9 protein-coding genes, 13 tRNA genes and 1 rRNA gene are annotated in these 14,130 nt (G+C 54.2%); 2 read left to right on the top strand and 21 right to left on the bottom strand.

Annotated features, from left to right (window positions below; translation table 11 throughout):
- Positions 1-7 precede the first annotated feature (7 nt).
- The 5 genes from F1379_RS00115 to rbsK all read right to left on the bottom strand — a co-directional run bounded on the left by F1379_RS00115 (position 8) and on the right by rbsK (position 4,611).
- Entirely contained in the window at positions 8-601 is a 594-nt protein-coding gene (locus F1379_RS00115; protein ID WP_150265052.1) for a PepSY domain-containing protein, read from the bottom strand.
- Entirely contained in the window at positions 598-1,962 is a 1,365-nt protein-coding gene (locus tag F1379_RS00110; RefSeq protein ID WP_150265050.1) for a sensor histidine kinase, read from the bottom strand. Before F1379_RS00110 ends, F1379_RS00115 begins: the two co-directional genes overlap by 4 nt.
- The gene (locus F1379_RS00105) at positions 1,959-2,651 is read right to left on the bottom strand and encodes a response regulator transcription factor (RefSeq protein ID WP_150265048.1); all 693 of its coding nucleotides are present in this window, start codon (positions 2,649-2,651) and stop codon (positions 1,959-1,961) included. The genes F1379_RS00110 and F1379_RS00105 overlap by 4 nt, the downstream gene beginning before the upstream one ends.
- 227 nt (positions 2,652-2,878) lie before the next feature.
- Positions 2,879-3,643, bottom strand: a complete 765-nt coding sequence (gene aroD / locus F1379_RS00100) for a type I 3-dehydroquinate dehydratase (protein WP_150265046.1) — start codon at positions 3,641-3,643, stop codon at positions 2,879-2,881.
- Between the two features lie 29 nt (positions 3,644-3,672).
- Positions 3,673-4,611, bottom strand: coding sequence for a ribokinase (gene rbsK, locus F1379_RS00095; RefSeq protein WP_338046052.1), 939 nt, complete (start codon positions 4,609-4,611; stop codon positions 3,673-3,675).
- Positions 4,612-4,977: 366 nt separating this feature from the next.
- Between rbsK and glgP the strand changes: the two genes are divergently transcribed.
- Positions 4,978-6,594, top strand: a complete 1,617-nt coding sequence (gene glgP, locus F1379_RS00090; protein ID WP_150265042.1) for an alpha-glucan family phosphorylase — start codon at positions 4,978-4,980, stop codon at positions 6,592-6,594.
- 184 nt (positions 6,595-6,778) lie between these two features.
- Complete coding sequence (gene katA, locus F1379_RS00085; protein WP_150265039.1) at positions 6,779-8,233, top strand: catalase KatA; 1,455 nt, start codon at positions 6,779-6,781, stop codon at positions 8,231-8,233.
- A 79-nt stretch (positions 8,234-8,312) separates the two neighbouring features.
- Here katA and F1379_RS00080 read toward each other — a convergent pair whose 3' ends face one another.
- The 16 genes from F1379_RS00080 to rrf form a co-directional block, all read right to left on the bottom strand.
- The gene (locus tag F1379_RS00080) at positions 8,313-9,275 is read right to left on the bottom strand and encodes a helix-turn-helix transcriptional regulator (protein WP_150265037.1); all 963 of its coding nucleotides are present in this window, start codon (positions 9,273-9,275) and stop codon (positions 8,313-8,315) included.
- Between the two features lie 192 nt (positions 9,276-9,467).
- Positions 9,468-12,053, bottom strand: coding sequence for a glycosyl hydrolase (locus tag F1379_RS00075; protein WP_150265035.1), 2,586 nt, complete (start codon positions 12,051-12,053; stop codon positions 9,468-9,470).
- A 176-nt stretch (positions 12,054-12,229) separates the two neighbouring features.
- Positions 12,230-12,300: transfer RNA gene (locus F1379_RS00070), tRNA-Gly, on the bottom strand.
- A gap of 10 nt (positions 12,301-12,310) precedes the next feature.
- Positions 12,311-12,384: transfer RNA gene (locus F1379_RS00065), tRNA-Pro, on the bottom strand.
- Between the two features lie 140 nt (positions 12,385-12,524).
- Positions 12,525-12,601, bottom strand: a tRNA-Arg gene (locus F1379_RS00060).
- A 10-nt stretch (positions 12,602-12,611) separates the two neighbouring features.
- A tRNA-Gly gene (locus F1379_RS00055) sits at positions 12,612-12,686 on the bottom strand.
- A gap of 80 nt (positions 12,687-12,766) precedes the next feature.
- Positions 12,767-12,842, bottom strand: a tRNA-Lys gene (locus F1379_RS00050).
- 27 nt (positions 12,843-12,869) lie between these two features.
- A tRNA-Gln gene (locus tag F1379_RS00045) sits at positions 12,870-12,944 on the bottom strand.
- Positions 12,945-13,123: 179 nt separating this feature from the next.
- Positions 13,124-13,200 (bottom strand) — tRNA-Asp (locus tag F1379_RS00040).
- Positions 13,201-13,236: 36 nt separating this feature from the next.
- A tRNA-Met gene (locus F1379_RS00035) sits at positions 13,237-13,310 on the bottom strand.
- A gap of 89 nt (positions 13,311-13,399) precedes the next feature.
- Positions 13,400-13,475: transfer RNA gene (locus F1379_RS00030), tRNA-Val, on the bottom strand.
- A 5-nt stretch (positions 13,476-13,480) separates the two neighbouring features.
- Positions 13,481-13,552: transfer RNA gene (locus tag F1379_RS00025), tRNA-Glu, on the bottom strand.
- A gap of 141 nt (positions 13,553-13,693) precedes the next feature.
- A tRNA-Ser gene (locus tag F1379_RS00020) sits at positions 13,694-13,783 on the bottom strand.
- Between the two features lie 3 nt (positions 13,784-13,786).
- Positions 13,787-13,862 (bottom strand) — tRNA-Asn (locus F1379_RS00015).
- Positions 13,863-13,865: 3 nt separating this feature from the next.
- A tRNA-Ile gene (locus F1379_RS00010) sits at positions 13,866-13,942 on the bottom strand.
- 63 nt (positions 13,943-14,005) lie between these two features.
- A 5S ribosomal RNA gene (rrf, locus tag F1379_RS00005) occupies positions 14,006-14,122 on the bottom strand.
- Positions 14,123-14,130 lie beyond the last annotated feature (8 nt).

Below are 14,130 nucleotides of genomic sequence, written 5' to 3'. Positions count from 1 at the left end.
ACGGGGCTCAGGAAGGGTCATCGTCCTCGTCTTCCCAGGTCACGGACAGAATGCTGCCCGTTATAGCATCTACCTGGACTATGGCTTCACGGTCGTCGGGCGTTTTGATTTCGACCAGATAAAAGACCCCGAATTCGCCAATTTCCGTATCTACATCATCCACTTCTCCCGGCACCTCCTGCTGGGCCAGCCTCACGGCTTCGGCTTCGCCCACAATCCGTCCGGGCGTCGGCGATGCAGAGGGAGCAGCGCTGCCGGCCGTGCCGGACGGCGCAGAAGGCTGCGGCGTAGGCCGGGCTGTGGCCGCGGCCTCCAGCAGAACAATGGATACAATCTCGCCGGTCGAACCGTCGAGCTTCAACTGATAACGTCCCTGTGCGGTCTGCAGCTCCGCTACATATTGCCCTGATTGCAGGACGAGCTTCTCGATGCTGCCGGGATACTCCTGCAGCACAGCCGCGCTCGCCTGCTCCGGGGTCAGCTCCCCGGCGGATTCATCGGTGAGAACACGGTATCCGGCATAGGCCAGCAAAAGAATAGCAGCAAGAATCAGGAGTGCGGTGTACCTGTTCTTATAACGTCCAGCTTTGTTGATCCTCATTCCCCTCCCCCGCTTTCTGCGGCAACGCGGATGATGGCCGAGGTTCCGGCGCCCTCTACGCTTTCGATTGCCAGCCTGGCGCCGATGGCCTCGGCAATTTCGGCCGCAAGGGCCAGACCCAGACCCGCTCCGCCGCCCCTGCGGCCCCGCGCCTCATCCACTCTATAGAAGCGGTCGAATATCTTTGGCAGCTCTGCACCCGGAATGCCAATTCCACGGTCGGTAATCACAATACTGCTCTCCCGGCCGGAAGTCTCAAGGGTGATAGTGATGGTCTCATCACTATATTTGCGGGCATTATCCAGAAAGATGAACAGCAGCTGCCGCAGCTTGGCTTCATCGCTGTATCCTCTGACCGGCCCATTGGCGTTAACCTTGACCTCCCGCCCGTAAGCATCACGGAACACTTTGGCTGAAGCGCCCGCCAGCCCCGTGAGGTCAACGCTCTTCAGCGAGACGTTCCAATGCTCATGATGCTTCGCTAGCAGCAGCAGCTGCTCGGTCAGCTCCTTCATCCGGATCGCCTCGGAATGGATCGCCTCCACGGATTCATTGAACAGCTCAGGATGCGTAAGCCCACGCCGCTTTAGCAGACTGGCGTAGCTTTCAATGACCGTAAGCGGCGTGCGCAGCTCATGCGAAGCGTCCGAGACGAATTTCTCCTGCTTCTGATAATTGCTCTCCAGAAGGGCGATCATCTCATTGAACGTCCGTCCCATTTCCGCCAGCTCATCCCGGGACGAATCCTGCAGCTCAAGCCTGCTGAACCTGCCGCTGCTGCGGATCTCCCGCATCGTGGCGGTCATCTGCACAATGGGACGCATGATTAACCCCGACAGGAACCGGCTGGAGAGCAGCAGCGGAATCAGCGCAAGGACGGTGACCCCCGCCAGCACCAACCGTAATACCCGCAGTGTGCTCATAATGCTCTCCAGGCTCTTGGTCATCTGGACGTTCATGACATTCCCGTCGGCCCAAATGACCGGAACCGAGACGAAGGCGTAGGACCGGCCCTCCACCTTGATAATTCTGCTCTGCTTGTCCGAATGATATGCCGGCTCCAGCCGGCTGATCTCCTGTTCGGAGGCCGAAGTGACCGGCGAGGGCCCGCTTCCGTCTGCCGCCAGCAGCCGGAGCATGCCCTCGACCGGAACGTAGGCCCGCAGCAGCTCCGGTGCGGCGACCTCACCTCCGGCTCTGTGCATGCCTGCGGCGACTTTCGCCGTCTCGGCTGCAGCTTGCTCCAGCTCATTGCCGGTCAGCAGCCTGCTGAACATGAAATAAATGACCAGGTTCAGCAGGATCAGAAGCACGGCGAACAGCACGCTGGAATAGAGATGGATTTTGGTGCGCAGTCTCATGGCGCGTCCTTCAGGACATAACCGACGCCCCGTACCGTATGGATTAACTCGCTTTGGCCTGAAGGGGCGATTTTTTTGCGGACATAGCGGATATAGACATCGACGACATTCGTATCGCCGTAATAATCGTATCCCCAGACTGCCGTCATAATTTGCTCCCGGTTCAGCACCTGGCGCTTGTTCTTCAGCAGATATACCAGCAGATCGAACTCCCGCGGGGTCAGCTCGACCGCTATTCCGGAGCGGAGCACTTCTCTTGTCGCTTCATTCAGCTCCAGATCCTCCGCTCTCAGCCAGTGTTCCGGCTCCTTCGGGCTCCGGGCCGAGGCGAGCCGCAGTGCTGCGCGGACTCGCGCCAGCAATTCCTCTATCTGAAAGGGCTTCGTAATATAGTCGTTAGCGCCGAGATCAAGACCGGAGACCTTATCCTCCACCGACCCTTTGGCGGTCAGCATCAGCACAGGGGTATGGGCATCATTGGCCCGGATGCGCCGCAGCAGCTCAATGCCGCTGAATCCGGGAAGCATTACATCCAGCAGAAGGAGATCCGGCTGCTCCGCCTGATACCGCTCAAGACCTTCATGACCGCTTCCGGCGGTAAACACGCAATAGCCCTCGCATTCGAGCTCGATTTGCAGCAGGCGGGCGATCTTCTCTTCGTCCTCCACAACCAGAATGGATTCCGTCATTGGCGTCTCTCCTTTCCTGTCCTTCCCTAAGAAACGGGTGCTGACTATTCTGCCTCCATTGTAGGGCATAAACGGGCGCCTGTTCAATCCGGCCGGGCCCGGAAAATAATTCATACCTTGAAATCTTAATTCTCTTAATCATCAAAAAAGGATGCTCCGCCGGCCCTAAGGCCCGGAACATCCCTTATTCTTCATCTTCCCTGCTTCATCATCAGCAGGCCAACCCGCTATAAGCTGCGGTGCAGCAGCTCCAGCGTCCGACGCAGCTCCGCTACGGCCACCTGGCCCGGCGCGGAGGGCTTGCGGGCGGCGCCGAAAGTGACCGCCGAGCCGAAGATTTCACCGGCCAGCCGGCTGATGACTCCCGCCCCGGCCATGGACATTGTGATGATCGGGCGGTCGCCATACCGCTCCCGCATCTCACAGGTCGCTGCCAGCAGCGTCAGCACATCCTCCGGCCGCTGCGGCATGACAGCGATCTTGGGCAGGTCGCCGCCAAGCTCCTGCGCTCTGCGCAGCCGGGCCACAATCTCCTCCTGCGGCGGCGTTCCCGCAAAATCATGATTGGACAGGATGACCAGCACCCCGCGGGCATGTGCTGCATCAACGGCCGCTCTGACCAGAGCTTCCCCGCTGAACAGCTCCACATCAATGATGTCAGCCAGTCCGCTCTCAACCGCAGCCAGATTCAGCGCCAAATAGGCGTCAGGCGAAATGTCCTTCTCCCCGCCCTCGCGCGCGCTGCGGAAGGTGAAGATCAGCGGCAGTTCCGGTAGAATACCACGGATACGGCGGAGTGTCTCCAGTACCGCCTCCCGGTTCTCCACTTCCGCGAAGAAATCCGTCCGCCACTCCACCAGATCCGGAGCCAGCAGTGCCAGCTCGCGGGCCTCCTGCTCCAGCTCGTCCTGGGTAGTTCCGACCAGCGAAACACAAATCTTCGGCAGCCCTTCCCCGAGAGCCACCTGCTTAACCGTAATAATACCGCTCACTGCTCCTCCACCCCTTGTGACAAGTTCGTTCAGTTACCCTTCTCTGCTGCTTCTTCCAGAAAATGTTCAACCTCTTCCAGACGCGGCAGCGAAGGGATTGCCCCATGCTTGCCGACCGCAAGCGCTCCTACGGCATTGCCGAAACGTACAGCCTCCTCCAGGCTGCTGCCCTGCGCCAGTTTACAGGCCAGTGCGCCGTTGAACGAGTCTCCGGCCGCGACCGTATCCACAGCCTGGACCGGGAATCCCGGCACATGACGGCTTCCGGCAGCATCGACGATCAGCGCTCCCTTGGAACCCAGTGTAATAATCACATGCTGCACGCCCTGGGCCAGCAGCGCCTGACCTGCCGCTTCCGCAGAATCCATGCTGTCCACCGGAATGCCGCTGAGAATACCCGCCTCCGTTTCATTCGGGGTCAGGTAGGTTACAGCGCCTAACATTTGACTCTTGAGCTCCTGTGCCGGAGCGGGATTTAGAATTACGGGTACGCCGTGGCGGTGCGCAATAGCCGCCGCCGCCTCACACATGCCCAGATCCGTCTCGAGCTGCAGCACAATCATCTCGGCTTCGCGGATAACCTCCTCCAGACGCTCCACATCCGCAGCCTTTAGCTCCGCATTGGCACCCGGAACGACAATAATCCGGTTCTCACCTTCCCCGTCCACGACAATGGAAGCAACGCCGGTTGCACGCGCGGCACTCTTGGCGATATGCCTGGTATCAATTCCTTCCCGGCACATAATCTCCAGAAGCTCGGCGCCGAAGCCGTCCCGGCCTACGCTTCCGATCATCGCCACCTTGGCGCCCAGCCGCGCTGCCGCCACCGCCTGATTGGCTCCCTTCCCGCCCGGGGACAACGCGAATTCCTGTCCGATTATCGTCTCTCCCGCTTCAGGGGACCGGCCGGTCCGTACCACCATATCCATATTTAAGCTGCCGATTACAACTATGCTCAAAAGCTTCACACCACCGTCATTTAGATTGTTTCTTCGTTCAATGGCTTGGTCCACCTCTTTATCTTATGGCCTGATCGCTGTTTAATCAAACCTTTCCGTACCCTGGACCCCGTTTGCGCGCAGATAGACCTGTTATATGAATTCCCGTTTGCCGCCGCATTTATAGGCATGTATCCCCTTTCTTTCGCATCCCTCCCAAAAAAATTTTGCCGGCGCAGAAATTCGCTGTGCTTTTTGGAGATAAATGTGCTAGAATAGGTGTGCAATCGTTTTCAAGGACCTTTTCGCAATTTTGGGCAAACGTTTGCACCTTAGAATGAGCCTGCAGCTCCGCCAGCTTCACATTTATTTTTTAATTAATAGGAGGCTTATCAAGTGAACCAGAACAAATTACCGTCAGTAGCTTATTTCAGCATGGAGTACGGACTTCACTCCGACTTCAAAATGTATGCCGGAGGCCTGGGCATCCTGGCCGGTGACTACATCAAAGGCGCCAAGGACCTGGACGTTCCGATCATTCCGATCGGCCTGAAGTGGAAACAGGGGTACACGGATCAGAAGATTGATGCGAACGGCAATCCTTACGATTCTTACCACAACTACGTGTATGATTTCCTCGAAGACACCGGTGTGAAGGTTACCGTAAAGGTCCGCAAGACGGATGTAGTGTGTAAGGTCTGGAAAACCGATAAATTCGGCAACAATCCATTGTACCTGCTGGATACGGATATCCCTGAGAACAGCGACGCCTGGATTACCGGCCAGCTGTACGGCTGGTTCGGCGAAGAGCGGATCGCCCAGGAGATCGTCCTCGGCATCGGCGGCGTGAAGGCTATGCGCGCCCTGCAGATTCCGATTGATGTCTACCACTTCAATGAAGGACATGCCGCACTCGCTGCCGTAGAGCTGATCCGTGAGAAGATGTCCGGCGGCAGCACTTTTGAAGAAGCCTGGAAAGCTACCCGGGAAGAAGTTGTGTTCACTACCCATACACCGATTAAAGAAGGCAACGAGACTCACCCGCTCGACCGTCTGGAATACATGGGCGCCTTCAATGGCCTGACCCGCGACCAGATGGAACGCATCGGCGGCGAGCCGTTCAACATGACGGTTGCCGGCCTGCGCCTCTCCCGCATCTCTAACGGCGTGGCTGCGCTGCATGCGGATACCTCCAACAAGATGTGGAAGGAAGTCGCCGGACGTTCGGAAATCATCAGCATCACCAACGCTATCCATACGCCTACCTGGGTGGATGAGCGTATGACCCGCGCTTTTGAAGAGGGCGGCGACCTGTGGGCGACGCATCAGGAGATCAAGAAAGAGCTGATCGGGTTCATCGAGGAACGCTCCGGCATCGCCTTGAATCCGGACAATCTTCTGATTGGCTTCTCCCGCCGGGCTGCACCTTATAAGCGCAGTGACCTGATCTTCTCCCAGCCGGAAATTATCGAGCCATATCTGAAGAGCGGCAAAATCCAGATCGTCTTCTCCGGCAAGGCCCATCCGCTCGACGACACCGGCAAGAAAATCGTCAGCAACCTTGTAGCGATGATGAAGAAATATCCGAAGGCCGTCGTATTCCTGGAGAACTACGATATGACTATCGGCGCTAAGTTGACCCGCGGCTCGGATATCTGGCTTAACAACCCGCGCAGACCGCTGGAAGCCAGCGGCACCTCCGGTATGAAGGCGTCCATGAACGGTGTGCTGAACTGCTCCATCCTCGACGGCTGGTGGCCGGAAGCCTGCATCGACGGCGAGAACGGCTGGCAGATCGGCGACGGCTTTGAGACTACGGATTTTGCCGTGCTCGACAAGCATGACAGCGACGCCTTGTATGATACCCTGCTGAACCGTGTGCTCCCGACTTACTATGAGAACCGGGAGAAATGGGTGCAGATGATGCATAAGAGCATCGAAACGACCCGTGAGGAGTTCGCGAGCAAACGTATGCTGGAAGAGTATTACAACAAAATGTATATCAAAAACTAACAGCTGCCTTTACTCAGGCGCTGTGTCATCCCAACTCCCGTCCGAGCAGGACGGGGGTTTTTAGTTTGTCCATATTTTTCAATCTAAAATAATTATAAAAAAGAATTGATTTTTAAATAAAATACGTTATTATAATACTTATACTAATTCTAAATTCAAATCCTAACACGAGGTGATTGTATTCATGAGTCAACATCATAAACTTACAACGAGCTGGGGCTCACCCGTAGGCGACAATCAGAACTCCATGACTGCCGGTTACCGTGGACCTACCTTGCTGCAGGACGTTCATCTGCTGGAGAAGCTGGCGCATTTCAACCGGGAGCGTGTGCCGGAGCGCGTCGTGCATGCCAAGGGAGCAGGTGCTCATGGATATTTCGAAGTCACCCGGGAGGTTTCCCAATATACCAAAGCAGATTTCTTGTCCGAAGTGGGCAAACGCACACCGATGTTTATCCGTTTCTCGACTGTAGCCGGTGAATTGGGCTCATCCGATACCGTCCGTGACCCGCGCGGCTTCGCCGTGAAATTCTATACTGAAGACGGCAACTATGATCTGGTCGGCAACAATACACCGGTCTTCTTCATTAGAGACGCGATCAAATTCCCTGATTTCATCCATACCCAGAAGCGCCATCCGCAGACCCATCTGAAGAATCCGAATGCAGTCTGGGATTTCTGGTCCCTCTCGCCCGAGTCGCTGCACCAGGTTACCATCCTGATGTCCGACCGCGGTATCCCGGCGACTTATCGTCATATGCACGGCTTCGGCAGCCATACCTTCAAATGGGTGAATGCCGAAGGCCAGGCCGTCTGGGTGAAATACCACTTCAAGACAGAGCAGGGCATTCAGAATCTTGATGTCGATCTGGCGCTGCAAATGGCCGGCGAGAACCCGGATTACCATACGGAGGATTTGTTCAATGCCATTGACAAGGGAGACTTCCCGGCCTGGACACTGTATGTGCAGATCATGCCGGAAGCCGATGCGAACTCGTACCGCTACGATCCGTTCGATGTCACTAAAGTCTGGTCGCAGAAGGATTATCCGCTCATGGAAGTAGGCCGCATGGTGCTGAACCGCAATCCGGAGAACTATTTCGCCGAAGTGGAACAGGCCACCTTCTCCCCGGGCTCCTTCGTTCCAGGCATTGAAGCCTCTCCCGACAAAATGCTGCAGGGTCGCCTGTTCGCCTATGCCGATGCCCACCGTTACCGTGTAGGCGCGAATCATAACCAATTGCCGATCAACCGTCCGCATGCTGAAGTGAACAACCATCAGCGCGACGGCGCGATGGCCTACGGCAACAACGGAGGCGCGTCAATGTACTACGAGCCTAACAGCTTCGGTGGCGCTACAGAGTCTCCCGAGCATCGTACAACACCGTTCGCCGTTTCCGGCCTGGCCGAAAGCGTGCCTTATGACCACAACGATCATTACTCGCAAGCCGGTGACCTCTATCGTCTGATGTCTGACGAGGAGCGCACCCGTCTGGTCCGCAATATTGTCGCTGCCATGACGCCTGTCGAGAAGGATGAGATCAAACTCCGCCAGATCGGACATTTCTTCAAGGCTGATCCGGATTATGGACGCCGTGTTGCCGAAGGCCTTGGATTGCCGGTTCCAGAGCAAATATAAGCAACTGCATATAATTAAGCAAAAGAAGCCCCCAATCTGCGGGCTTCTTTGCGTTATGTATGTATTTTTATAAGCCTACTCAATTAAGCAGCTCATGGTAAATGCCTACCCAGCTCTCCAGTTGGGCCTTCAGCTCCGTTCTGGCCGATGCCGGCTCCAGAATCTCTGCATTCGGACCGTATTGCATCAGCCATTTGGTAAACTCCTTGCTGTTATTGACCGTCACTTCAAAGAGCAGACTGCCGCCGGGCTCATCGGTCATCCGCGGATGCACAAACAGTTCCTCCTCTTTAATGTAACGCGCGACCTCGGGCTGAAAACGGACTTTAAACCTGGTGTTTTTCGAGCCGCGGTCAATCGACCAGGTATTCTTCAGATAGCTCTTAATATTGAATTTCCCTTTGTCGAACACTGTTTCCATCACCTCCATGTGCTGAAAGCGGCTCATGCGAAAGGTACGGATATCCTGCTGCAGATGGCAGTACGCAATCAGGTAGAAGCGCTGGTCCCGCGGAATCAGGTAATACGGATCAATCTCCCGCTCGGTAGTGGCATTGCGGGACTGCGAGTGGTACACGGTCCGGATTCTGCGCTGCTCCAGAATTGCCGCAATGATCGGCTGCAGGAAATTCCGGCTTTCCTTCCGGTACGCCGGCTTGCCCATTTGAATAATATCCGCAATATTCTCCAGAACCCCGCCCGGGCGGGATTTCTCATTCAGATGCTTTCCCATGACTTTATCATAGGCGGTATGAAACCCCGGAGGGATTTTCTCCTGATTCAATATAGAGGGCAGCAGCGAGAACGCCATCTCCTCCTGTTCCGTGAAATCCAGCGGGTACATAAAGAATTTCCCCAGGAACCTGTAGCCCGTCCCCCTCCCCTGGTTCGTCACCGGCGCAAAATGGCTCATGAGCTCCAGATCCCGGTAAACAGTCCTCACACTCACCTCACAACGGAAGGCCAGCTCTGAGGCCGTAATTCCGGGAGTGGATTGAATCGCGTTAATCATTTTTAGAATACGAATCACTTTGTCTGTCATACCTTTGCTCCTTAATACTGATAATGATGTGCAGTCGGATTGCCGGCTATAATCATAACAGCAATAAGGAATGACTGGCTGTGTGCACCTTCCTTGAACAGAAATTGCCCGCTTATATGCGTGGATTGGCGGATACGGCAAAAAGGGCTGGAACAAGGAGTCATCCCCTGTCCAACCCTTGCACTTCACTTCTTACGGTTCCACTCCCCACACCAGCTGGCCGTTCACATAACCGGTAACCTTCTCATAGTTAGCAAACTGGGTACCGGTTGCCTTGAAGGAATAATCGTTGGCCTGGTTATAGTTTGACCAGTTTGTTTTGGAGAAACGGGCTTGAATTTCAGCGCTTTGGCCTGGATTAAGTGCACCCGCTGCAGCCTTGAAGCCAATCTCCAGAACATAATCGGCACCGGTAACCGGAGTAGCCAGTTTAATAAATTGGGCGGTTACATTCTCGCTGCCAATGCTGGCCCAGTCGGACCAGAAGCTCTGAGCGTTGTCCCCGTCAATCGTATAGTAATACCGGAGTTTAACATCCTTAAGCTGAACCGCCGAATTACCGTTGTTAATGATTTTGAATTTGGGCGAGATACCGTTGGTGGAGGCAGTCGTATTGCCGTTAAAGGCCTGGACTGTTAACCCCGCAGGTACAGACACTGTGCTGTCCGCGACATTTAGGGTAAGAACTGCATTATTTCCTCCGTTAAAATGAAAGGTTATCGCGCCCGAGCCCAGCGGCAGCGTGGACAGATAGGCTTTGTGCAGAACGACGCTAGTGCTTGAAGCCGTATAATCCTGGCCTGACACAAGCGTATAGCTGCCGTTCGTTATACTGGTCAGCTGGCGGCCGTTTAATGTAAGGGCCACTGAAATATCCTGCTGCAGATTCGCCGCTTTATCAAATGCCGCCGTTACGGGCGTAATCGCAGCGTTCGTTGAAGGTGTGGAATCTATCACTTTGACTTTGACTACCGGGTCCTGTCCCTGGTTAAAATCAAAGACGATGGAGTGCTCACCCACCGGCAGAGTGGCCAGGAAAGCTTTCTTCAGCAGCAAGGTGCTTCCGCTCAAGGTATAATCCTGACCTGCAGCGAGCGTTGTGGCGCCTGTACGCAGAGCAGTCAGCGTATTGCCGTTCGCAGTTACGGTTATAGTCTTGTCGCTTTGATTAGGCGTGTACTTGTCGAATTCAACGTTTACAGGCGTGACCGATGCGTTCGGGATAGGATTGTTCACCGTTAAGTCGGGCAGTTCATCAAGTGTGATTACGTAATTGCTTTGATACAGCGTTGTCAGAGTCGCCGGAAAGTTAAAGGCGGTGCTCATCAGATGCTCACCGTACCATGGGCAGAAATAGAGCCAGCCTGCTTTTTCCTCGGTAAGATTCTTTACACTCGGTACCGTGTCGTTCTCCGTCATGGCGACCATCTTCGTACCGCCTGTTAAATCCACCAGCTGATAGAAAATCGAGGTAATGGCATCCTCATTAGGTACGCCGGACAGGCCGTCATAGCGGTTGTAGATCGTATTGTATTTATCATAGCCAACGAGATCCACCTGATCATTACCCGGATACCAGGCCGGAGAAGTGCCGTACACATAGCTATTGTAAGTCCAGATCAAATTGTGCAAACCATAGGTCTCCGTAAGATCCGTATAGAGCATATCCCACAGCTGCTTGTACACCTCCGCGCCTGCCGAGGCCCACCAGAACCAAGCGCCTTGACCGTTCAGCCCGCCATTGCCCTCGGCCTCATGGTAAGGACGGAAGATGACCGGCACATTATTCTCCTGCAGAATCAGCAGCTGCTCTGCCAGATCCTCAGTAGCCATCTTCACATATTGATATTCCTTGGTGCCGGGAATTACTGCATTGGCTGTTTTGAAATTGGTTTCGGTCGGCTTGTAGGTGGCTTCCTTCCAATCCACAAACTCCCCGAGCTGATAGGCCGTGAAATCTCGCGGCACGGTAATATGCCAGCTGTTGGTCGCAATTCCCCCCCGGTTATTCACCCAGTCGATCATCCGGGCGGTGGTACCGTCCTCCCAGCCGTACAGCGGATTATAGTTCATCAGATCGAAGCCGCGAATTGCGGGATATTTTCCGGTTAAATTGTAAATCCAGTCAAACTCAAGCTCGGAATTCCCGTCATTTCCGCCCCCGTAAATCTCCTGCTGCCCGGAAATGATATGCTTGCCGTAAACCTCCGTCAGATAGTTCATCAGCAGCTGCGTTTCCGGTGTGGCTTCAGGATCGGTGAGAACAGGCTGCACAACCAGCGGGTCCAGATCGGCATGATCCACAGTGAAGGAATCAAAATAAGCAAAACCCCAACCGGCCTTCAACTGAATGGTATTGCTGCCTTGATTCAGCTTATGATAGCCAAAATCAAAATCCGACCACGTCGTCGTGTAGGGCAGCATATACGAGCCTTTGGTAACCCCGTTAACGGATAAATGCTGCTGTCTGCCATCTGGACTAAGCTCCTGCATATAGCGGGTGGAGATCGAATACATGCCGGTTTCCGGAGCAGTCACTGTAAAGGTGATGGTGCCGGAATTCTGCATCCAGACAAATCCGCTGCCGGTGAATCCGGGCTTAGGCTGTCCGTAAATTTGTGTTGCCACTTGCAGATCGGAGCTGAGCTGAGCATTCTCCCCTTCAATGGTAAAGAGTGCCGGAGCCGCGTCAACATCATGTGCGGGCAAAGTCACCCCTCCCAGCAGCAGTGCCGCTGCCAGCATCATTGCGCTTACCTTTTTGAGCAAATGTTTCATTTCCAACTTTCCCTCCCATGCAAAGTTTGGTAAATAATTGCTCAATCTATCAAATCATGGATGCGCTTTCAAAGCAAACATAACATATGACCCAAATTTTGTAAACCACTAACATTATCTTTTGTTAGCATCAAAACAAAAACAAACCCTTGTCTTGGCGACAAGGGCTTGTGTGAAGCGGGTGATGGGAATCGAACCCACGCTATTAGCTTGGAAGGCTAAAGTTCTACCATTGAACTACACCCGCAAGTATACAATCGGGATGACACGATTTGAACATGCGACCCCCTGGTCCCAAACCAGGTGCTCTACCAAGCTGAGCTACATCCCGTTAAAAAGATAATGGCGCGCCCTGAGAGATGCGGCCGCTAACGCGTCCGGTTGCGAAGTAACAGCTATCGAAGCTTATGCTTCAACGAACTCCTACATTCGAATCTTACAGGTCACTTTGAAATTTCAATGATGTAAAGATGGCGCGCCCTGAGAGATTCGAACTCCCGACCTTTTGATTCGTAGTCAAACGCTCTATCCAGCTGAGCTAAGGGCGCAAAATCTATATGGAGCGGACGACGGGAATCGAACCCGCGACCCTCGCCTTGGCAAGGCGATGCTCTACCGCTGAGCCACGTCCGCTTAATCATGGTGCGCTTGCCAAGAATTCAAAGCGTCTGCCATTGACGCTACACGCGCACACTTCGTGTTACTAAAGAAAATGGTGAGCCATGAAGGACTCGAACCTTCGACACCCTGATTAAAAGTCAGGTGCTCTACCGACTGAGCTAATGGCTCGCAAGTAATTTTACCTGCAAGGTAAAATGGCTGGGGATATAGGATTCGAACCTATGAGTGACGGAGTCAAAGTCCGTTGCCTTACCGCTTGGCTAATCCCCAATAATCAGTATTGTTGGCAATTGTCCGGAATCTTATCCAGATTCTCAATCCTGAAGCTAAATAGATGGCGGAACAGGGCGGGATACTCTTCACTTCGTTACGAGATTGCGATGTCATCCTAACGAAGCTTATGCTCCAACGAACCCAATTCTGGATTCTCATCCCCGAAGCTAAATAGATGGCGGAACCGACGGGATTCGAACCCGCGGTCTCCTGCGTGACAGGCAGGCATGTTAGGCCTCTACACCACGGTTCCGCATTTAGAAATACTCTCTCCAGCAAGTGGAGATAATTGCGGGGGCAGGATTTGAACCTGCGGCCTTCGGGTTATGAGCCCGACGAGCTACCGGGCTGCTCCACCCCGCGTCATTAGAATATATTCTCTTATACCCCGGTTCTCCGAAAAATAATCGGATTACCGGCAAAGCATACGCTTTGCTTTATAGGGATATTTATGGTGGAGGCTGAGGGGTTCGAACCCCCGACCCTCTGCTTGTAAGGCAGATGCTCTCCCAGCTGAGCTAAGCCTCCATATATGACCCGTATGGGATTCGAACCCATGTTACCTCCGTGAAAGGGAGGTGTCTTAACCCCTTGACCAACGGGCCATGCTTTTAGTTCCTAAAGGTATTGCTACGGAGAGAGAGGGATACTCTCACTTCGTTCGAGATTGCGAAGAATTCCTAACGAAGCTTATGCTCCAACGAACCACTGAGGATTCTCATCCCCATTCAGGGAAGGTATTGCTACGGAGAGAGAGGGATTCGAACCCTCGAGACGCTTGTGGCGCCTACACGATTTCCAATCGTGCTCCTTCGGCCAAACTCGGACACCTCTCCAAATGGCTCCCCGAACAGGACTCGAACCTGTGACAACTCGATTAACAGTCGAGTGCTCTACCAACTGAGCTATCAGGGAAAATGGTGGGCCTTAGTGGACTCGAACCACTGACCTCACCCTTATCAGAGGTGCGCTCTAACCAGCTGAGCTAAAGGCCCTTTCATTACATCTATTCAACTAATAAGGGCAAAAAAAATACCACAGAGTGTGTGGGAATATCCGCTTGGCGGCGTCCTACTCTCCCAGGACCCTTCGGTCCAAGTACCATCGGCGCTGGAGGGCTTAACGGTCGTGTTCGGGATGGGTACGCGTGGAACCCCTCCGCCATCGCCACCAAACGGCAGGC

Origin of the sequence: Paenibacillus tepidiphilus (assembly GCF_008635795.1) — a bacterium.
In the GTDB taxonomy this organism is placed as follows: Bacteria; Bacillota; Bacilli; order Paenibacillales; family Paenibacillaceae; genus Paenibacillus_AQ; species Paenibacillus_AQ tepidiphilus.
The sequence above is the reverse complement of the archived record's forward strand: the minus strand, read 5'-3'. Positions and strand labels throughout refer to the sequence as shown.

Bases quoted from the DNA above. Each gene is read 5' to 3' on its own strand.
- F1379_RS00110 (WP_150265050.1), bottom strand. From the start codon at position 1,962: ATGAGACTGCGCACCAAAATCCATCTCTATTCCAGCGTGCTGTTCGCC.
- F1379_RS00105 (WP_150265048.1), bottom strand. From the start codon at position 2,651: ATGACGGAATCCATTCTGGTTGTGGAGGACGAAGAGAAGATCGCCCGC.
- F1379_RS00080 (WP_150265037.1), bottom strand. From the start codon at position 9,275: ATGACAGACAAAGTGATTCGTATTCTAAAAATGATTAACGCGATTCAA.
- katA (WP_150265039.1), top strand. From the start codon at position 6,779: ATGAGTCAACATCATAAACTTACAACGAGCTGGGGCTCACCCGTAGGC.
- F1379_RS00075 (WP_150265035.1), bottom strand. From the start codon at position 12,053: ATGAAACATTTGCTCAAAAAGGTAAGCGCAATGATGCTGGCAGCGGCA.
- F1379_RS00115 (WP_150265052.1), bottom strand. From the start codon at position 601: ATGAGGATCAACAAAGCTGGACGTTATAAGAACAGGTACACCGCACTC.